The 18,913-nt window shown below is 60.9% G+C and carries 16 protein-coding genes and 1 pseudogene; 12 read left to right on the forward strand and 5 right to left on the reverse strand.

What is annotated here, in order from left to right; all coding sequences use genetic code 11:
- Positions 1-64 precede the first annotated feature (64 nt).
- A complete protein-coding gene (locus D8U70_RS13540; protein ID WP_122751826.1) occupies positions 65-865 on the forward strand; it encodes a phosphatase PAP2 family protein in 801 nt (266 codons plus the stop codon).
- 97 nt (positions 866-962) lie between these two features.
- Here the strand turns inward: D8U70_RS13540 and D8U70_RS13545 are convergent, their stop codons facing one another.
- Complete coding sequence (locus D8U70_RS13545; RefSeq protein ID WP_130929077.1) at positions 963-1,370, reverse strand: S4 domain-containing protein; 408 nt, start codon at positions 1,368-1,370, stop codon at positions 963-965.
- A 116-nt stretch (positions 1,371-1,486) separates the two neighbouring features.
- Here D8U70_RS13545 and D8U70_RS13550 point away from each other — a divergent pair, with 116 nt between their 5' ends.
- The 3 genes from D8U70_RS13550 to rimK are packed head-to-tail and all read left to right on the forward strand — an operon-like array spanning position 1,487 to position 3,664.
- Positions 1,487-2,266 carry an EAL domain-containing protein gene (locus tag D8U70_RS13550; protein WP_130929078.1) on the forward strand — a complete coding sequence of 260 codons (780 nt, stop codon included), beginning with the start codon at positions 1,487-1,489 and terminating at the stop codon, positions 2,264-2,266.
- A 34-nt stretch (positions 2,267-2,300) separates the two neighbouring features.
- Complete coding sequence (locus D8U70_RS13555; RefSeq protein WP_172667902.1) at positions 2,301-2,762, forward strand: ATP-dependent zinc protease; 462 nt, start codon at positions 2,301-2,303, stop codon at positions 2,760-2,762.
- On the forward strand, positions 2,759-3,664 hold the full coding sequence (rimK, locus tag D8U70_RS13560) for a 30S ribosomal protein S6--L-glutamate ligase (RefSeq protein WP_024011184.1): 906 nt from the start codon (positions 2,759-2,761) through the stop codon (positions 3,662-3,664). The genes D8U70_RS13555 and rimK overlap by 4 nt, the downstream gene beginning before the upstream one ends.
- An 88-nt stretch (positions 3,665-3,752) precedes the next feature.
- On the opposite strand, the gene D8U70_RS13565 is transcribed toward rimK, so the two are convergent.
- Together D8U70_RS13565 and ompR are read right to left on the reverse strand one after the other, a co-directional pair.
- A complete protein-coding gene (locus D8U70_RS13565) occupies positions 3,753-5,066 on the reverse strand; it encodes an ATP-binding protein (RefSeq protein ID WP_016770645.1) in 1,314 nt (437 codons plus the stop codon).
- Positions 5,067-5,180: 114 nt separating this feature from the next.
- Positions 5,181-5,921, reverse strand: coding sequence for a two-component system response regulator OmpR (ompR, locus tag D8U70_RS13570; protein ID WP_016772186.1), 741 nt, complete (start codon positions 5,919-5,921; stop codon positions 5,181-5,183).
- Positions 5,922-6,279: 358 nt separating this feature from the next.
- On the opposite strand from ompR, the gene D8U70_RS13575 reads away from it, so the two are divergent.
- From D8U70_RS13575 to tauD, 7 genes are all read left to right on the forward strand, one after another.
- Positions 6,280-8,604, forward strand: coding sequence for a Tex family protein (locus tag D8U70_RS13575; protein WP_110644785.1), 2,325 nt, complete (start codon positions 6,280-6,282; stop codon positions 8,602-8,604).
- Positions 8,604-8,987, forward strand: a complete 384-nt coding sequence (locus D8U70_RS13580; RefSeq protein ID WP_071174065.1) for a PaaI family thioesterase — start codon at positions 8,604-8,606, stop codon at positions 8,985-8,987. Before D8U70_RS13575 ends, D8U70_RS13580 begins: the two co-directional genes overlap by 1 nt.
- A 304-nt stretch (positions 8,988-9,291) precedes the next feature.
- Complete coding sequence (gshA, locus tag D8U70_RS13585) at positions 9,292-10,875, forward strand: glutamate--cysteine ligase (RefSeq protein WP_130929079.1); 1,584 nt, start codon at positions 9,292-9,294, stop codon at positions 10,873-10,875.
- Between the two features lie 329 nt (positions 10,876-11,204).
- The gene (tauA, locus tag D8U70_RS13590; protein ID WP_110644783.1) at positions 11,205-12,182 is read left to right on the forward strand and encodes a taurine ABC transporter substrate-binding protein; all 978 of its coding nucleotides are present in this window, start codon (positions 11,205-11,207) and stop codon (positions 12,180-12,182) included.
- Positions 12,183-12,197: 15 nt separating this feature from the next.
- Positions 12,198-12,992, forward strand: coding sequence for a taurine ABC transporter ATP-binding subunit (gene tauB, locus D8U70_RS13595; protein ID WP_130929080.1), 795 nt, complete (start codon positions 12,198-12,200; stop codon positions 12,990-12,992).
- Complete coding sequence (tauC, locus tag D8U70_RS13600) at positions 12,989-13,822, forward strand: taurine ABC transporter permease TauC (RefSeq protein WP_130929081.1); 834 nt, start codon at positions 12,989-12,991, stop codon at positions 13,820-13,822. Before tauB ends, tauC begins: the two co-directional genes overlap by 4 nt.
- Positions 13,823-13,967: 145 nt before the next feature.
- Positions 13,968-14,810 carry a taurine dioxygenase gene (gene tauD / locus D8U70_RS13605; protein WP_130929082.1) on the forward strand — a complete coding sequence of 281 codons (843 nt, stop codon included), beginning with the start codon at positions 13,968-13,970 and terminating at the stop codon, positions 14,808-14,810.
- 130 nt (positions 14,811-14,940) lie between these two features.
- Here the strand turns inward: tauD and mgrA are convergent, their stop codons facing one another.
- On the reverse strand, positions 14,941-15,978 hold the full coding sequence (mgrA, locus tag D8U70_RS13610; RefSeq protein WP_076565051.1) for an L-glyceraldehyde 3-phosphate reductase: 1,038 nt from the start codon (positions 15,976-15,978) through the stop codon (positions 14,941-14,943).
- Positions 15,979-16,518: 540 nt separating this feature from the next.
- Between mgrA and D8U70_RS13620 the strand changes: the two are divergent.
- Positions 16,519-16,778, forward strand: a pseudogene (locus D8U70_RS13620) (hypothetical protein).
- Between the two features lie 24 nt (positions 16,779-16,802).
- Here the strand turns inward: D8U70_RS13620 and betT are convergent.
- Positions 16,803-18,764: a choline transporter BetT gene (betT, locus tag D8U70_RS13625; RefSeq protein WP_160768576.1), complete on the reverse strand. Its 1,962-nt coding sequence runs from the start codon at positions 18,762-18,764 to the stop codon at positions 16,803-16,805.
- Between the last annotated feature and the right edge of the window lie 149 nt (positions 18,765-18,913).

The following is an 18,913-nucleotide window of genomic DNA, read 5'->3' on the forward strand; positions in this document are numbered from 1 at the left end:
TGAAAATTTGCGCTTGCTGGCACTTTTTTTGGTGCCGGCGCTTTTTCGCCATGGGAGGCATTTTATGAACAATCCGGGTTTGTTCCAATCAAGGTGGAACCTCGGCCGGCTGGTTCTGTGTAACGTAGTGCCGTTGGCGCTACTGGCTTTCTGGTTATGGCCTACCGGCCAGATGCTGTGTGTGATTTTCGACGAGTGGCTGTTCCGCTCGCTGAATGCGCCGCTGGCCAGCAACCCGATATGGCTCCACATCTGGGCAATTGCAAGTCTGCGCCCGTTCGACATCGTCGTCGGACTGATTCTGCTGACGCTGCTGATCAAGGGCGACTGGGTCTTCAGGGCGATCGACGTGCGTCGCGCGTTCTTCGGCTTTTTCTCGATCCTGCTGCTGATGGTGGTGATCCGCGCGCTGTTTTCCAAATTCGCCGATCACATGGGCTGGCAGCACAGCAGCCCGTCAATGGTGCTTGAGGGCGCCGTGCACATCAGCGATTACTTTCCGCACCTGGAAAAAACCTGGGAGCTGAAGGACCGTTCCGGCCAGAGTTTCCCCGGTGATCATGCCTCAGTGCTGTTGATCTGGGCATTGTTCATGGGCGTGTTCAGCCGCACCGTCGGACAATTTCTAACAGTATGGGGTCTGGCAGTGTTGTTCATGCTGCCGCGTCTGGTGGCCGGCGCGCATTGGGGTCAGGACGACTACATCGGCGGCTTGCTGCTGGCGGTGTGGGCGTTGGGCTGGGGTTACTACACACCGTTCGCCTGGCACGCGTCGAACCTCTGGTTGAAGCTGACCGCGCCGATTTTCGCGTTGCTGGGCAGGCTGCCGATGGTGTCGCGGATGAGTGTGGTGCGTAGCGCCTGATACCGCGTCGTACTCGATTCGCGAGCAGGCTCGCTGCCACAGACGACTTGATCAAATGTGGCAGCGAGCCTGCTCGCGAAGAGGCCGGCACAACGTTTCAATCTTCGTTGCTGCTACCGCGAAACTTGAACAGATCCCGCCGCTGTTTCTTGCTCGGTTTGCCATCGGTGCTCACGCCCAACGATCCCGCCTTGCGCATCGCCGCAGCTGCTTCACGCTTGGCAATACTCGCTTCGGTCTCGGCATACAAGGCCTGCGCCTCGGGCGCGCCACGACGCACGATCGACAATGCTTCGACCCTCACCGTGCGCACTTCGAAGCCGGTACGAATCTCGAACTCATCACCGATGCGCGGCTCCTTGCCCGGTTTGCAGCGCTCGCCACGGCAATGCACCTTGCCACTTTCAATGGCGGCTTTGGCCAATGCACGGGTCTTGTAGAAACGCGCTGCCCATAGCCATTTATCGAGACGGACCTTGTCGTCCTCCTCCTGCTTCTGTCCCATATGAATTCCTCGCTCAGCCAGTAGTCGGAACTGTACTACCGTTTCTGTCGGGCGCAAGAACTCGGCCCTCCAGATAGACTGTGATCTTCGCCGCCTGACCGGCCTGGAGTGACCGCGTGACTAAATTTCCAACTTCGTTGACCTCACCCAAGGGCGGTTGCCAGGGCTGCCAGCAGAGCGAGCCGCTGGACTTCGATTTTGCCTTCGCCTACCAGCCGATTGTCGACCTGCGCGATCAATCGGTATTTGCCCACGAAGCGCTGGTAAGAGGCGTGGCCGGGGAAGGTGCACTGTCGGTGTTAAATCAGGTTACAGAAGACAACCGCTACCGTTTCGACCAGCTCTACCGGACCCGCGCCATCGAAGGCGCGGCGAGCCTTAATATGCAGACACACTTGTCGATCAACTTTTTGCCCAACGCCGTCTACCGTCCAGAGCTATGCATTCGCAGCACACTGGAGGCCGCACGCAAACACAACTTTCCGATCGACCGACTGATTTTCGAAACCCTGGAAATCGAGCACGTAGATAATTATCGCCATTTGACCAATATTCTGCGTGAATACCGCGAATTCGGCTTCAAGACCGCCATCGACGATTTCGGTGCCGGTTATTCGGGGCTCAATCTGCTGGCTGATTTCCAACCGGACCTGATCAAACTCGACATGGCGCTGATCCGCGATGTTGACCAGGACCGTGTCCGTCAGGTGATCGTACGGGGGATTGTCACAATGTGTACGGAGTTGGACGTTACAGTCATTGCCGAAGGCATAGAAAGCGCCGGAGAACGGGATTTCCTCGCGGACTGTGGAATATTCCTGATGCAGGGCTACTGGTTCGCCAGACCTGCATTCAAAGCGTTGGCCCAGGTGCCGGACGAGGCCTGGAAGCGTTAACCCTTGGTTTTTTTCTTTGAAGACATTTGATCATTTGACCGTTGTCGGTCTGCGCGAGTGGGTGGCGCTCCCGGGCCTGGGAGTCGCGGGCCTGCGCGCAAAAATCGACACCGGCGCCAGCACCTCCAGCCTGCACGCCACCGATATCGAACCGTTCGAACGCGACGGCGAGAAATGGGTGCGCTTTACCGCGCATCTCGGCACCGTGGTGCAGTTGCGTCACCGGCGCTGCGAAGCGCCACTGGTCACGCGCAAAACCATCAAGAGCTCCAACGGCCATGCGCAAGTGCGCTATGTGATCAGCACCACGCTGGCCCTGGGCGATCGGGTCTGGCCGGTGGAGTTCACCCTCGCCTGCCGCAAGTCCATGCGCTATCGCCTGTTGCTCGGTTCCAAAGCCCTGATCGATGGCCAGTTGGTGGTCAATCCGGGCATCAAATATGTACAAGACAAGCCGGTGTTCCCGGTATCTACCTCCTCCACAGGTGTTGCATGAAGATCGCTGTGCTGTCGCGTAATCCGCGTCTGTATTCCACCCGCCGTCTGGTCGAAGCCGGAATCGAGCGCGGGCATGAAATGGTGGTGATCGACACCTTGCGCGCCTACATGAACATTGCCAGCCACAAGCCGCAGATCCACTACCGCGGCAAACCGCTGGAAGGTTTCGACGCGGTGATCCCGCGGATCGGCGCGTCGGTGACGTTCTACGGCTGCGCGGTGTTGCGTCAGTTCGAAATGATGGGCGTGTTCCCGCTCAACGAGTCGGTGGCCATTGCCCGTTCGCGGGACAAATTGCGTTCACTGCAGCTGCTGTCGCGGCGCGGCATCGGTTTGCCGGTCACCGGTTTTGCCCACTCGCCGGACGATATTCCCGACCTGATCGCCATGGTCAACGGCGCACCGCTGGTGATCAAGGTACTGGAAGGCACTCAGGGCATCGGCGTGGTGCTGTGCGAAACCGCGACGGCGGCAGAGTCGGTGATCGAGGCATTCATGGGCCTGAAGCAGAACATCATGGTTCAGGAATACATCAAGGAAGCCGGCGGCGCGGATATCCGCTGCTTCGTGGTCGGCGACAAGGTGATCGCGGCAATGAAGCGCCAGGCCAAACCGGGGGAATTTCGTTCCAACCTGCATCGCGGCGGCAGCGCCAGCCTGATCAAGATCACACCGGAAGAGCGCATGACCGCATTGCGCGCGGCCAAGGTCATGGGGCTGGCGGTGGCAGGTGTGGATATCCTGCGCTCGAATCACGGGCCGCTGGTGATGGAAGTGAACTCGTCGCCGGGACTGGAAGGCATCGAAACCACCACTGGCAAGAATGTCGCCGGGATCATCATCGAGCATCTGGAAAAGAATGGCGGGCCGAATATGACTCGCACCAAGGGCAAAGGTTAAAAGCAAAAGATCGCAGCCTTCGGCAGCTCTTACAGGGGAATGCATTTCGTGTAGGAGCTGCCGCAGGCTGCGATCTTTTTTTCCGCCGTTACACCGCATCTCTCGGCAACATCAATCCCAACGGCAATCTCACCCGCGCCTCCAGTCCCCCCCCGGAGCGGTTGCGCAATTCGACATTGCCGCCATGCATCGCCGCAATCCTTTTCACGATCGCCAGCCCCAGCCCGGTGCCTTTGCCACCGCGAGCCCGATCACCTCGGGTAAACGGATTGAAGATTGCCTCAAGCTCGGACGGATCAATCCCCGCGCCACGGTCCATCACGCTCAGAACCACATACGGCGCGCTGGTATCTCCGGACACATAAGCCGCGACCTCAACACCGGTGCCGGCATGGTTCAAGGCGTTGCCGATCAGGTTGTTGAGCAGGCGTTTCATCGACACTCGACGCAGCGGAAACGGCTGGATCGGTTCCAGGCGCAGGCGCACTTTCTCTTCGTTCTGGTTGTACGGCGCGGCGACTTCGCGCACCAGATCGCTGAGGTCGACCTCCTCCACTGACTCATCACGACCATCGCGGATGAACGCGAGGAACTGGTCGAGAATCGCGTCCATGTCTTCGATGTCGCGGACCATGTCGTCGGTGAGGTCGGTGTGATCGCCCATCAGTTCCAGCGACAGGCGCAAGCGCGTCAGCGGTGTACGCAAGTCGTGAGAAACCCCCGCCAGCATCAGCTCGCGCTCACGCCCGGCCTGTTCGACGTCCTCGGCCATCTGGTTGAAGGCGCGATAAACCTCGGTCATTTCGCTCGGCGTGTCGCTGATCGGCAAACGCACGCTGCGGCCCTGGCCGAGTTGCCGCGCGGCATACACCAGGCGCTTCAACGGCTGGTTGAGCTGGCTGACGAAGATCCATGCCGATGCCGTCGACAACAGGCCGATGGCGAGGAACCAGCCGAGCACGTTCCAGATTTTCTGGCCGCGCAGCGGATGCGGATACAACGGCACTTTCAGCCAGCCATCGCCCAGACTCGGCGCCCTCACCCACAGTGCCGGCGGCGAGTGCATGCGCAAACGCACCTCGGTGTCGGCACCCAGTTCCGCCTGCATCTGACGTTGGTAGATTTCGCTGTACGGCCAGTGCTGCTCGCCTTCCGGCACACCGGCGCCGACCACACGAATCAGGGTCGCGGCATCGGCAATTTTTGCGCGGTTCTCTTCGTCGGCGGCCCAATAGGCGCGCAGCGTCAGAGCGACACCATGGCTGTATTGGCGGTCCACCAGCACGTCCTCGTTCATCAACAGATAAACCAGGGTCAGCGCCTTGGAAAACAGCACGACGATCAGCACCAGCCAGAGGGTGCGGGAGAAAAAACTTTGGGGGAACCAGACGGGGGTTTTCATCTTTAACCGCTACACACTTGCAGGAGCGAGCAATGCTCGCATATTGCGGATTGCGAGTCTGTGGCAATGGCCGTGCGACCAGAGCCTTGCAGACCCGCTCCTACAAATCACCGATCACTTGGTGGCGGTGCCATCCGGTACGAACACGTAACCCACGCCCCAGACGGTCTGGATGTAGCGCGGTTTCGACGGATCGGGTTCGATCATCCGGCGCAGACGCGAGATCTGCACGTCGATGGAACGCTCCAGCGCATCCCATTCACGACCACGGGCGAGGTTCATCAGCTTGTCGCGGGTCAGCGGCTGACGCGCGTTCATCACCAGCGCCTTGAGTACCGCGAACTCACCGGTGGTGAGCATGTGCACTTCATCGCCACGCTTGAGCTCGCGGGTCGCCAGCGACAACACGTAATCACCGAAGGTGACGTTTTCGTCTTCACTGCCCGGCGCGCCCGGAACCGGTGCGGCCTGACGGCGCAACACCGCTTTGACCCGCGCCATCAGCTCGTCGGGGTTGAACGGCTTGGCCAGGTAATCGTCGGCGCCCAGTTCAAGCCCCTTGATACGGCTCAGCTCATCGCCCTTGGCGGTGAGCATGATGATCGGAATCTGGTTATTCGCGCTGCGCAGACGGCGGCACGCGGTCAGGCCGTCTTCGCCCGGCAGCATCAGGTCGAGAACGACCAGATTGAACACTTCACGCGCCAGCAGACGGTCCATCTGCTCGGTGTTCGGAACGGTACGGGCACGGTAGCCCTTGCTGACGAAGAAACGCTCCAGCAGGCTGCTCAGCCCCGGATCGTCATCAACGATAAGAATTTTTTCGCCTTCAGCCGTTTGTGCAGTGCTGCTCATTGGATGCTCCTTTTAGCTCGGCGCGCATTATGGCGTAGCTGTCGTTATACGCACCGTGTGCATTGTTAGCAGATTTTTCCTTCACTGCCAGAAAACCGGGGTTTATGCCTACAGCCTGCAACGCCCCCGAATGACAGAACGCTGGTTATAATGCGCGGCGTTTTGCGCCAGGCAACGTCTGAATCGTTACCGTAAGTGGCCGGTATTTTTTCCGGCCCTGTGCAGTAACTGTTCGATTTCACGGGTCAATGGGCAGCTTCTTGATCCAGGCAGCGGCAATTTTCCAGCCGCTCAATCAGCCTCCAGGCCATTATCTGCGTGCCTGCGAGCCTGCTTTCATACTATGTCAGGTGGTTTTATGGACAGCATCAACAGCCGCATCGCCGAGGAACTCGGCGTACGCCCACAACAGGTCGAAGCGGCCGTCGCGCTACTCGATGAAGGTTCTACCGTTCCCTTTATCGCCCGTTACCGGAAAGAAGTCACCGGCAGCCTCGATGACACCCAGTTGCGTCATCTGGAAGAGCGCCTGCGCTACCTGCGAGAACTCGACGAACGGCGCATCAGCATCCTCGCCAGCATCGAGGAGCAAGGCAAACTCACCCCTGCCCTTGAGCGCGACATCAAGCTCGCCGACACCAAGACCCGTCTCGAAGACTTGTACCTGCCGTACAAGCAGAAGCGCCGCACCAAGGGCCAGATCGCCCTCGAAGCCGGCCTCGGCGAACTGGCCGACGGCTTGTTCAACGACCCGAACCTGTCGCCGGAAACCGAAGCCGCGCGCTTCGTCGACGCCGAAAAAGGCGTGGCCGATGTAAAGGCTGCGCTGGAAGGCGCCAAGTACATCCTCATGGAGCGCTTCGCCGAAGACGCCAGCCTGTTGGAAAAACTGCGTAATTTCCTCAAACAGGAAGCGATCCTCAGTGCCCGCGTCATCGCTGGCAAGGAAGAGGAAGGCGCCAAGTTCCGTGATTATTTCGAACACGACGAGCCGCTGAAAAGCATGCCGTCGCACCGCGCCCTGGCGATTTTCCGTGGCCGCAACGAAGGCATTCTCAGCTCCGCTCTGAAAGTCGGCGATGAGCTGCCCGGCACGATGCACCCGTGCGAAGGCATGATCGGCCAGCAGTTCGGCATCCAGAACCAGAACCGCCCGGCGGACAAATGGCTCGGTGAAGTGGTGCGCTGGACCTGGAAGGTCAAGCTCTACACCCACCTGGAAACCGACCTGCTGGGCGAGCTGCGCGATGGCGCCGAAACCGAAGCGATCAACGTGTTCGCACACAACCTGCACGACCTGCTGCTGGCCGCTCCGGCCGGCCCGCGCGCGACCCTGGGCCTCGACCCGGGCCTGCGTACCGGCTGCAAGGTTGCCGTAGTCGACTCCACCGGCAAGCTGCTCGACCACGCCACGGTTTACCCGCACGTGCCGCACAACAAATGGGATCAAACCATCGCCATTCTCGCCGCGCTGTGCGCCAAGCACTCGGTGGACCTGATCGCCATCGGTAACGGCACTGCCAGCCGCGAGACCGACAAGCTGGCGATCGAGCTGATCAAAAAATATCCAGCGATGAAAATGACCAAGGTCATGGTGTCCGAAGCCGGCGCCTCGGTGTACTCGGCCTCGGAACTGGCGGCCAAGGAATTCCCGGATCTGGACGTGTCGATCCGCGGCGCCGTGTCGATCGCCCGTCGCCTGCAGGATCCGCTGGCCGAGCTGGTGAAGATCGATCCGAAATCCATCGGTGTCGGCCAGTACCAGCACGACGTCTCGCAGCTGAAACTGGCGCGCGGCCTGGATGCCGTGGTCGAGGATTGCGTGAACGCCGTGGGCGTGGATGTGAACACCGCCTCCGTGGCATTGCTGGCGCGGATCTCCGGCCTCAACGCAACGCTGGCGCAGAACATCGTCGCTCACCGTGACGAACACGGCGCGTTCAAGACCCGTGCAGCGCTGAAGAAAGTTGCGCGACTGGGCGAAAAAACCTTCGAACAGGCCGCCGGCTTCTTGCGCGTGATGAACGGCGACAACCCGCTGGATTCGTCGGCGGTGCACCCGGAAGCCTATCCGCTGGTGCAGCGCATTGCCGCTGAAACCGACCGCGACATTCGCTCGCTGATCGGCGATGCCGCTTTCCTAAAGCGACTGGATCCGAAGAAATTTACCGACGAAACCTTCGGTCTGCCGACCGTCACCGACATCCTGCAAGAACTGGAAAAACCCGGTCGCGATCCGCGCCCGGAGTTCAAGACCGCCGAGTTCCAGGAAGGCGTCGAGGACCTCAAGGATCTGCAACTGGGGATGATCCTTGAAGGCGTGGTGACCAACGTGACGGCGTTCGGTGCGTTCGTCGACATAGGCGTGCATCAGGATGGTCTGGTGCACATCTCGGCGCTGTCGGAGAAGTTCATCAAGGACCCGCGCGAAGCAGTCAAGGCCGGTGACGTGGTGAAAGTGAAGGTCATGGAAGTCGATATCCCGCGCAAACGCGTCGGCCTGTCGATGCGCATGAGTGACACTCCCGGCGAGAAAATCGACGGTGCGCGTGGCTCGCGTCCGGGCTCGGCACCGCGCCAGTCTTCGGGCAACGCGCCGCGCAAAGAAACCGCCACCGCCGCGCCGGTGAACAATGCGATGGCCTCGCTGTTCGCCAACGCCAAGCAGTTGAAGAAACGCTGATGGACATGCCGGCCGGGCTCGTCGAGAGCGCGTTTTTCAAGCTGTTGGGCTGTCGCCTGCACAGTCTCGAAACCGGGGTGGCGCAGGTCGCCCTGGCGCTTGAGCCCGAACTGCGCAACCGCGGCGGCAAACTGCACGGCGGCGCGCTGTTCAGTCTGGTCGACATTGCCATGGGCCTGGCTTGTTCCAGCAGCCATGGCTTCGATCAGCAGAGCGCGACCATCGAATGCAAGATCAACTACATCCGCGCCGTTTCCGAGGGCGAGGTGCTGTGCACGGCGCGGGTGATCCACCCGGGCCGGCGCACGCTGGTGGTCGAAGCCGAGGTGATGCAGGGCGACAAACTGGTCGCAAAAGCGCAAGGCACCTTCGCTGTCCTGTAGATGTTGCTCATCATTTTGAGTTAATTTCGGCGCTGTGATCGCAGCGTCGAGCTTTTCTGTGGGAGCGAGCTTGCTCGCGAAGAGGGCATTTCAGTCAGCCTCAAGTCGCCTGACACTCCGCCTTCGCGAGCAAGCTCGCTCCCACAGTTCGCGTGCATCCGCCAGATTCAGGGAATGAAGTTGGCGATTCAACGGGGGCTGACAGGCCCGAAAAACCAGGCGATAACGCCAGTTTCAACTTCACCCTTGTAGACCGTCTTGCCCACCCCCATATTGGGGCGACTGACGCGTGAAGGAATCCAAATTGAGCGAACTTCTCAACCGCCGCCTGGCTCTGCTCGGCGAGCGCGCTAACCTCTCTCTGCTCAAGCAGTGCCTGCACGGTATCGAACGTGAATGCCTGCGCGTGACCAGTGAAGGTCGCCTGGCGCAAACGCCGCACCCCGAAGCCCTGGGTTCCGCGCTGACCAACGAACAGATCACCACCGACTACTCCGAGTCGCTGCTGGAATTCATTACGCCAGCCCTGCCGGATCCTGCCGACACGCTGGCGAGCCTGGACAAGATTCATCGTTTTGCCTACAGCAAACTCGGCAACGAGTACCTGTGGAGTCCATCGATGCCGTGCCCGCTGCCGGCCGAGGAAGACATCCCGATTGCCTATTACGGCACCTCCAACATCGGTCAGCTCAAGTACGTCTATCGCAAGGGCCTGGCCCTGCGTTACGGCAAGACCATGCAGTGCATTGCCGGTATTCACTACAACTTTTCCCTGCCGGAACAACTCTGGCCATTGCTGCGCGAGGCCGAAGGTTTCGTCGGCACCGATCGCGATTTCCAGTCGGTGTCCTACATCGCGCTGATCCGCAACTTCCGTCGCTACAGCTGGCTGCTGATGTACCTGTTCGGTGCCTCGCCGGCGCTGGACGCCGGCTTCCTGCGCGGGCGTTCGCATCAGCTCGAGCAGTTCGATCCGGACACGCTGTATCTGCCGTACGCCACCAGCCTGCGCATGAGCGATCTCGGTTATCAGAGCAACGCTCAGGCCGGCCTGACGCCGTGCTACAACGACCTGGCGAGCTACACCGACAGCCTGCGCGAAGCGGTGGCCACGCCGTATGCGCCGTATGTAGAAGTCGGCACGCACAAGGATGGCGAGTGGGTGCAGCTCAACACCAACATCCTGCAGATCGAAAACGAGTACTACTCCAACATCCGCCCGAAACGCGTGACCTACACCGGCGAGCGGCCGATCCAGGCGTTGATGGCGCGCGGCATCCAGTACGTCGAAGTGCGCTGCCTGGACATCAACCCGTTCCTGCCGATGGGCATCGACCTCACCGAATCGCGCTTCATCGACGCCTTCCTGCTGTACTGCGCGCTGAACGACAGCCCGCTGCTGACCAACACTTCGTGCGGCAACGCCACCTCGAACTTCCTCAGCGTGGTCAAGGAAGGTCGCCGTCCGGGCCTGCAATTGCAGCGTGACGGTCAGCCGGTCGAGATGAAGCAATGGGCGGCCGAACTGCTGGAACAGATTGCTCCGCTGGCGGCGATGCTCGACCAGAGCGTCGGCGGCGATGCCCACAGCAAGGCCCTGGATGCGCAACTGGCCAAGGTCAACGACCCGTCGCTGACACCATCGGCGCAGGTGCTGGCGGCCATGGCCGAGCACAAGGAAAGCTTTGCCCAATTCTCCCTGCGCCAGAGCCAGACCCACGCCGAGTTCTTCCGCAGCGAGCCGTTGGCGGCTGACGAGCAAGCGAAGTTTGAAGAACTGGCGCGCGCGTCGCTGGCGCAGCAGACCGAGCTTGAGCAGAACGAAGTCGGCGATTTCGATGTGTTTGTCGGCGCGTATCAGGCGAGCATCCTCGCCATCAGCAATTAAAAGCCCCTCACCCTAACCCTCTCCCAAAGGGAGAGGGGACTGACCGCGTTGTTCTTGCGAGCTACACCGACCTGAAATACCGGGCCGAACTCAGGCCTTGAAAAGCATGAAGATCAGCTCCCTTTCCCCCTCGCCCCCTTGGGGGAGAGGGCTGGGGTGAGGGGGCAAAGTTCTCACGTCGAACGAATCATCCGAAATCCCCACACCCTCTCCTATCCTTAGATTTTTCCGCTCATAAGCTCATTCGAAAAAGTTATTTATTTCGGGATTCTTAGATCATTTAGTCTCCACTCACGCCGACATTCGGTCGCCTGATCTGGAGCTCTCAATTGAAACTGAATTCCCCGCTTCGCCTGCTCGCCGCCGCCTCACTGGCCGCTGCAAGCTTCCTGGCCCAGGCGGCCGATCTCACCGTCGCCTACCAGACCACCGTCGACCCGGCCAAAGTCGCGCAGGCCGACGGCGCCTACGAGAAAGCCACCAAGGCTGACATCAGTTGGCGCAAATTCGATAACGGTGCCGATATCATCGCCGCCATCGCGTCCGGCGATGTGCAGATCGGCTATCTCGGTTCGAGTCCGTTGACCGCCGCGATCACCCGCAAAGTGCCGGTCGAAACCTTCCTGATTGCCACGCAGATCGGCGCCGCTGAGGCACTGGTCGCGCGCGACGGCTCCGGCATCAAGACTCCGCAGGATCTGATCGGCAAGAAAATCGCCGTGCCGTTCGTGTCCACCGGGCACTACAGCCTGCTCGCCGCGCTCAAGCACTGGAACATCGACCCGTCGAAAGTCACCGTGCTCAACCTCGCGCCGCCAGCCATCATCGCCGCGTGGAAACGCGGCGACATCGACGCCACTTACGTGTGGGATCCGGCACTGGGCGTGGCCAAGGAAAACGGCAAAGTGCTGATCACCTCCGGCGAGCTGGCCAAGTTCGGCGCGCCTACGTTCGATGCTTGGATCGTTCGCAAAGACTTCGCCGAAAAGCACCCGGAAATCGTCACCGCGTTCGCCAAGGTCACCCTCGACGCCTACGCCGCTTACCGCAAGGATCCGCAGGCCTGGCTGGCCAACCAGAGCAACGTCGACAAACTGGTGAAGCTGTCTGGCGCCAAAGCCAGCGACATCCCATTGCTGCTGCAGGGCAACGTCTACCCGCTGGCGGCGGATCAGGTCAGTGACCTCGGCGCGCCGACCACCAAAGCCATCACTGACACCGCCGCGTTCCTCAAGGAGCAAGGCAAGGTCGACGCCGTCCTGCCGGACTACGCGCCTTACGTCAGCGCCAAATACATCACCAACTGATCGGGAGATACAGCGATGGCCTTGCTACAGCTGGAGCGCATCAGCGCACAGTACCCGGGCAGCCCGGAGCCGGTGCTGGCGGATATTTCTCTGACCCTGGGGCCGCAGCAATTGCTGGTCGCCCTCGGCCCGTCCGGCAGTGGCAAGACTTCGCTGTTGAACCTGATTGCCGGCTTCGTCGAACCGAGTGCAGGACGCATCACCCTTGACGGCGTGCCAGTCAAAGGCCCGAGCGCCGAACGTGGCGTGGTGTTTCAGGACGACGCTTTACTGCCCTGGCAGGACGTGCTGGCCAACGTCGCCTTCGGCCTTGAACTGGCCGGTGTCGGCAAGGACAAACGCGAACAGCGCGCCCGGGAAATGCTCGCGCTGGTCGATCTCGCCGATTTCGAAGAGCGGCGCATCTGGCAATTGTCCGGTGGCCAGAAACAACGCGTCGGCCTCGCCCGCGCCCTCGCCGCCGACCCGCGCGTGTTGCTGATGGACGAGCCGTTCGGTGCGCTTGATGCATTCACTCGCGAGCAGATGCAGGAGCTGTTGCTGCAAGTCTGGCAACGCACTGCCAAACCGGTTTTTCTGATTACCCACGACATTGAAGAAGCGGTGTTCCTCGCCACGGACCTGATTCTGCTGGCACCGAATCCGGGGCAGATCGTCGAGCGCCTGCAATTGGATTTTGGTCAGCGCTATGCCGCTGGCGAGTCGGCCCGCGCGATCAAGTCCGATCCGCGTTTTATCGAAACCCGCGAGCACGTGCTGAGCAAAGTCTTCTCGCAACGCAGCGCCGTACCCCGGCAGGAGCGCGCATGAGCAGTTACGACGTTTCCGCTGCGGCGGTGAAAACACCTTCGGTGAGCATCCCGGTGCGCCGCAGCCTCAGCACTCGCTGGATCAGCCTGCTGACCCTGTTCGGCCTGTTGGCGGTCTGGTGGGCGGTGACCGCGACCGGCCTGATCGAACCGTTGTTCTTGCCACCGCCTGCTGCCGTGCTGCAAAAAGGCTGGTTGCTCGCGACCTCGGGATACATGGATTCGACGCTGTGGCAGCACTTGGGCGCGAGCCTTAGCCGCATCGGCCTGGGTCTCGCTTTTGCGATTCTCACCGCCGTGCCGGTGGGCATTGCCATCGGCGCCAACCGCATCGCCCGTGGTGTGCTCGATCCACTGATCGAGTTCTATCGCCCGATCCCGCCGCTGGCGTATCTGCCGCTGATCGTGATCTGGTGCGGCATCGGCGAGTTGTCGAAAGTGCTGCTGATCTATCTGGCGATTTTTGCGCCGATTGCCATCGCCACCGCGACGGGTGTGCGTACCGTCGACCCGGCAAAACTGCGCGCGGCGCAGTCGTTGGGCGCGACGCGCTCGCAGTTGATTCGCCATGTGATTTTTCCGAGCGCTCTGCCGGACATTCTCACTGGCGTGCGTATTGGTCTGGGCGTCGGCTGGTCGACCCTGGTCGCCGCTGAACTGATCGCGGCCACCAGTGGCTTGGGTTTCATGGTGCAGTCGGCCGCGCAGTTTCTGGTCACCGATGTGGTGGTGCTGGGAATTCTGGTCATCGCCCTGATCGCCTTCGCCATGGAAATGGGCCTGCGCGCGTTGCAGCGCAGACTGGTGCCGTGGCACGGCCAGACGCACTAAATCGCTTTGTGAAAATTCCCCCTGTGGGAGCGAGCCTGCTCGCGAAAGCGTCAGATCAGTCACTGCACTGTCGCCTGACACTCTGCATTCGCGAGCAGGCTCGCTCCCACAAAAGCATGACACTCCGAATTCGAAGAGAACGACCATGAGCACCCTCAGCATCACCCCATTAAGCTCGGCCCTCGGCGCGCAGATCAGTGGCGTCGACATCAGCCAGCCGCTGAGCCTGGAACACCGCGACGCCATCGAACAGGCGTTGCTCAAGTATCAGGTGCTGTTCTTCCGCAACCAGCCGATCGAGCCAGCGCAACAGGCACGCTTCGCGCATTATTTCGGCGACCTGCACATTCATCCGATCTACCCGAACGTGCCGGAACAACCGGAAGTACTGATCCTCGACACCGCCGTCACCGACGTGCGCGATAACGCGATCTGGCACACCGACGTGACCTTCCTGCCGACGCCGGCAATGGGCGCGGTGCTCAGCGCCAAGTTGCTGCCGGAGTTCGGTGGCGACACGTTGTGGGCCAGCGGAATCGCGGCATATGAAGCGTTGTCGGCGCCGATGAAAACCCTGCTCGAAGGTCTGACCGCCACCCACGATTTCACTCGTTCGTTTCCCCTCGAGCGCTACGGCAACACGCCTGAAGCGCTGGCGCAGTGGGAAGAAGCACGGCGCAAGAATCCACCGCTGTCGCACCCGGTGATTCGTACGCATCCGGTCAGCGGCCGGCGCTCGCTGTTCGTCAGTGAAGGGTTCACTTCGAAGATCAACGAACTGTCCGAAACCGAGAGTGAGGCGATTCTGAAGTTTCTGTTCGCCCACGCGACCCGGCCGGAGTTCACCATTCGCTGGCGCTGGCAGAAAGACGATATTGCCTTCTGGGACAACCGCGTGACGCAGCATTACGCGGTGGACGATTACCGACCGGCGCGGCGGGTGATGCAGCGGGCGACGGTGTTGGGGGATGTGCCGTTCTTCAAGTGATAGCTGATGATCGTTCCCTCGCTCTGCGTGGGAATGCATCAACGGACGCTCCGCGTTCGGCTTTAGATGGGACGCAGAGCGTCCCGGGCGGCATTCCCACGCAGAGCGTGGGAACGATCCTCTCAGCGGCTTATTCGGCTGTCGAAGGCTTCTCCCACAGATTGATCCCGCCCTCTTGGGCAAACCGGTCAATCTCCGCCAGCTCTTCAGCACTGAAATGCAGATTCTTCAGCGCGCCGACGTTCTCGATGATCTGCTCCGGCCGGCTCGCGCCGATCAGTGCCGAGGTCACTCGTGGATCACGCAGGGTCCACGCCAGTGCCAGTTGCGCCAGGCTCTGCCCGCGACGCTGGGCGATTTCGTTCAACGCTCGCACGTGAGCGATGTTGGCCTCGGACAAGTGCGAAGCCTGCAGCGAGCCGCCGCCCGGGCGATTGACTCGCGCATCGGCCGGCACTCCGTTGAGATATTTGTCAGTGAGCAAACCCTGCGCCAGCGGCGTGAAGGCGATGACGCCCGTGCCGAGCTCATCGGTGGTATCGAGCAGATCCTTTTCCACCCAGCGATTGAGCAGGTTGTACGCCGGCTGATGAATCAGCAGCGGCACTTTCCACTCTTTCAGCAGCGCGGCCATTTCTCGGGTTTTCACCCCTGAGTAGGACGAGATGCCGATGTACAAAGCCTTGCCCTGCTGCACGGCGGTGGCGAGGGCGCTGGCGGTTTCTTCCAGCGGAGTGTCCGGGTCGAAGCGGTGCGAATAGAAGATGTCCACATAGTCCAGGCCGAGGCGTTGCAGGCTCTGGTCGAGGCTGGCCAGCACGTATTTGCGCGAGCCACCGCCCTGGCCGTACGGGCCGGGCCACATGTCCCAACCGGCCTTGCTCGAGATGATCAGCTCGTCGCGATACTGCTTGAAGTCTTCACGCAGCAGGCGACCGAAATTGATCTCGGCGCTGCCGTATGGCGGGCCGTAGTTGTTGGCCAGATCGAAATGGTTGATGCCCAGATCGAACGCGGTGCGCAGCAAGGCACGCTGGGTCTCGATCGGAGTGCTGTCGCCAAAGTTGTGCCACAGGCCCAGCGACAATGCCGGCAGCACCAGACCGCTGCGGCCGACGCGGCGGTAGGGAATGGAGTCGTAGCGATTTTCGGCAGCGGTGTAAGTCATCGAATCCTCTCTTGTTTGATTAACAGCAGATTGAGGGTGAAACCAAACTATGTGGCGAGGGGATTTATCCCCGATGGGTGGCGAAGCCGCCCCAAAACCTGAAACCTCGGTGAATCAACTGTACCGAGTGCGCTGGTTTTACGACTGCTTCGCAGCCGAACGGGGATGAATCCCCTCGCCACAAAAGCTCTACCAATCATGCGAAGCGGTTTACAGGTCGGGCGAGCCCCAGGTTCTGCCGCAACGTCCGGCCTTCATATCCAATTCTGAACAACCCGCCCAGCATACGCCCAAGCGGCGCGACGCCGACCTCGGGTTGGACCAATTGCTGAAACGTTTCACATTTTTTCCTGCGCTTCAGCCTCGCTGGATTGGCGATGCTCAAAGTGACACCGAGTTGGCCCCTTCGCGAGCAGGCTCGCTCCCACAGAGTTCTCCTGTGAACATGAAATTCATGTCCAGCCGAGATCCATTGTAGGAGCGAGCCTGCTCGCGAAGGCGGCCGAGCAGGCAACACCCATTCACCAGGCCAAAACTGCCATGCACATCACCATCATCACTTTCTCCGGCCTGGTCCTGCTCGCACTGATGCTTTACATCGGCGACCCCATTGGCTTCAGCCGCCAGACCATGGCCTACCGCTTCGCAGCGCTATGGCTTGCGATGACCCTGATCAATGGCGCAGTCGGCGTAGTTCATGCGGGCGGCCGCTGGGTTCGTAAATAGCGCTTGGCAGCGGGGTGTTCGGCGTGCCGGTGGCGGCAATGGTGTTGTTCATGCTGCTGAGCGCCGAGTCCTGAGCAGACCCGGCACTCAGCCGTCGATCAACGCACCAGATGCAGAAACTGCATGTGCCGTTCGTACTGGTCGAGGATGTCGTTGATGATCTGCTCTTTGGTGTAGCCGACCAGATCGTAGTCCTGACTGCCCTCGCTCAAGTGCACTTCGGCGCGGTAGTAGCGGCGATTGTTGAGTTGCTTGGAACCCATGCCGCCGCGCGCGAACGATGGCGTGAAGTAGCCGCGCATCTGCACCTGATAGATGAACGGATGCTGCTCGCCATGGCCGATTTCCAGGCTGACGTTGTCATGCGCCGGATCCGGCTGGGTAACGACGTGCAGACCTTTTTCGACGAACACGGCGGTCACTTCCTCGATTGCCGGGCGCACTGTGCTTTCCATGAAGCGGTACACCTCATCGCGGGACGGGAAGTGCACGGCCTGACTCAGGCGCTGCCGCCAACCGCCGGTGCCACGCCGCGAACCGGAGACCGGCGCCAGCGAATGCAACTGCGCGATCTGCTTCTGCGACTCCAGATAGAACGCCTTGTGCAGGCCCCACATCATCAGCAGCAGAATCAACGAGAACGGCAATGAGGTCAGCACCACCGCCGACTTCAGCGCATCGATGCTGCCGGAGAACAGCAGCGCACTGGTGATCAGCGCGGTCATCGCGCCCCAGAACACCCGCAGCCATTTCGGCCCGTCTTCATCTGGGTTGCCGCCCTTGGCCGACAGGGTCGAGAGGACCACGGTGCCAGAGTCCGCCGAGGTCACGAAGAACACGAAGCTGATGAACACCGTCACGGCGATGACGGTCTTGCTCCACGGGTAGGTTTCCAGCAGCAGGTAAATGCTCATCGACGGATTGTCGATGGCCGACATACCGAGCGCGCTCATGCCGTGATTGAGCACCTGGTCCAAGGCGCTGTTGCCGAAGATCGACATCCACGCCAGGGTGAAACCGAGCGGAATCAGCAGCACGCCGAAGACGAATTCACGGATGGTGCGACCACGGGAAATCCGCGCGATGAACAGACCCACGAACGGCGACCATGCAATCCACCAGGCCCAGTAGAACACTGTCCAGCCACCCAGCCAGTCACTCGGTTTGTCGTAGGCGTAGAGGTCGAAACTCTTCATCGGCAGGGCGCCGAGGTAGTCGCCGACGTTCTGGATCAGCGTGTTGAGCAGGTGCTGTGTCGGCCCGGCAAACAACACGAACAGCAGCAGCCCGCAGGCCAGCAGCATGTTGATGTCGGACATCACCCGCACGCCTTTATCGACACCGGAGACCGCAACGATGATCGCCGCGCCCATCATCAGCGTGATCAGGCCGACCTGAATCCACTGGGTGTGGGCGATGCCGAACAGATAATCCAGGCCCGAGTTGAGGTGCAACACGCCGAAGCCCATGTCGGCACCAAGACCGAACACCGTGGCGATGATGCCGAAGCCGTCCACCGCATAGCCGATCGGGCCGTTGATGCGTTTGCCGATCAGCGGATACAGCGCCGAACGCAGGGCCAGCGGCAGATTGTGCCGATAAGCGAAATAGGCCAGTGCCATGCCGACAAAGGCAAACACGCCCCAGCCATGCAGGCCCCAATGCAGAAACAGAATCTGCATCGCCTGGCGCGCGGCGTCCGCTGTGCCGGCCTCGCCTTGCGGTGGCTGGAGCATATGGGTCAGCGGTTCGGAAACGCAGAAGAAAAACAGCGTGATGCTGATCCCGGCGGCGAACAGCATGCCGGCCCAGGACAGGTAACTGAATTCGGGCTCGTCGTGGTCGGCACCGAGTTTTATCTTGCCGTAGCCGGATAACGCGGTGACCACCACGAAGACCAGATACAGGGTCATCGCGAGCATGTAGTACCAGCCGACCGTGTTGGCCGCCCAGTTTTGCGCTTCCAGCAACCAGGCGCCGGCCTGTTCGGGGATGGCGATGACGACCAGACCAAACAGCAGAATGACCGTCGCGGCGAAGTAGAACACCGGCGGATTCATGCGCACCAGACCGCTGGCGGGGGTAGACGATGCACTCATGAAAGGTGCACCTCGAAGGGTTGGAACGTGGCTGAAATGATCGGACTCAGCAAAGGCAAGCCTCCTGTTGTGAGCGGGCAGCGAACCACCGGTTTAACTTGAATGAACGT

Source organism: Pseudomonas sp. Sample_20 (genome assembly GCF_004307585.1).
GTDB lineage: Bacteria > Pseudomonadota > Gammaproteobacteria > Pseudomonadales > Pseudomonadaceae > Aquipseudomonas > Aquipseudomonas atacamensis.

Coding starts and splice junctions, on each gene's coding strand:
- D8U70_RS13540 (WP_122751826.1), top strand. CDS start 65: ATGAACAATCCGGGTTTGTTCCAATCAAGGTGGAACCTCGGCCGGCTG.
- D8U70_RS13545 (WP_130929077.1), bottom strand. CDS start 1,370: ATGGGACAGAAGCAGGAGGAGGACGACAAGGTCCGTCTCGATAAATGG.
- rimK (WP_024011184.1), top strand. CDS start 2,759: ATGAAGATCGCTGTGCTGTCGCGTAATCCGCGTCTGTATTCCACCCGC.
- D8U70_RS13565 (WP_016770645.1), bottom strand. CDS start 5,066: ATGAAAACCCCCGTCTGGTTCCCCCAAAGTTTTTTCTCCCGCACCCTC.
- ompR (WP_016772186.1), bottom strand. CDS start 5,921: ATGAGCAGCACTGCACAAACGGCTGAAGGCGAAAAAATTCTTATCGTT.
- D8U70_RS13575 (WP_110644785.1), top strand. CDS start 6,280: ATGGACAGCATCAACAGCCGCATCGCCGAGGAACTCGGCGTACGCCCA.
- D8U70_RS13580 (WP_071174065.1), top strand. CDS start 8,604: ATGGACATGCCGGCCGGGCTCGTCGAGAGCGCGTTTTTCAAGCTGTTG.
- tauB (WP_130929080.1), top strand. CDS start 12,198: ATGGCCTTGCTACAGCTGGAGCGCATCAGCGCACAGTACCCGGGCAGC.
- tauC (WP_130929081.1), top strand. CDS start 12,989: ATGAGCAGTTACGACGTTTCCGCTGCGGCGGTGAAAACACCTTCGGTG.
- tauD (WP_130929082.1), top strand. CDS start 13,968: ATGAGCACCCTCAGCATCACCCCATTAAGCTCGGCCCTCGGCGCGCAG.
- mgrA (WP_076565051.1), bottom strand. CDS start 15,978: ATGACTTACACCGCTGCCGAAAATCGCTACGACTCCATTCCCTACCGC.
- betT (WP_160768576.1), bottom strand. CDS start 18,764: ATGAATCCGCCGGTGTTCTACTTCGCCGCGACGGTCATTCTGCTGTTT.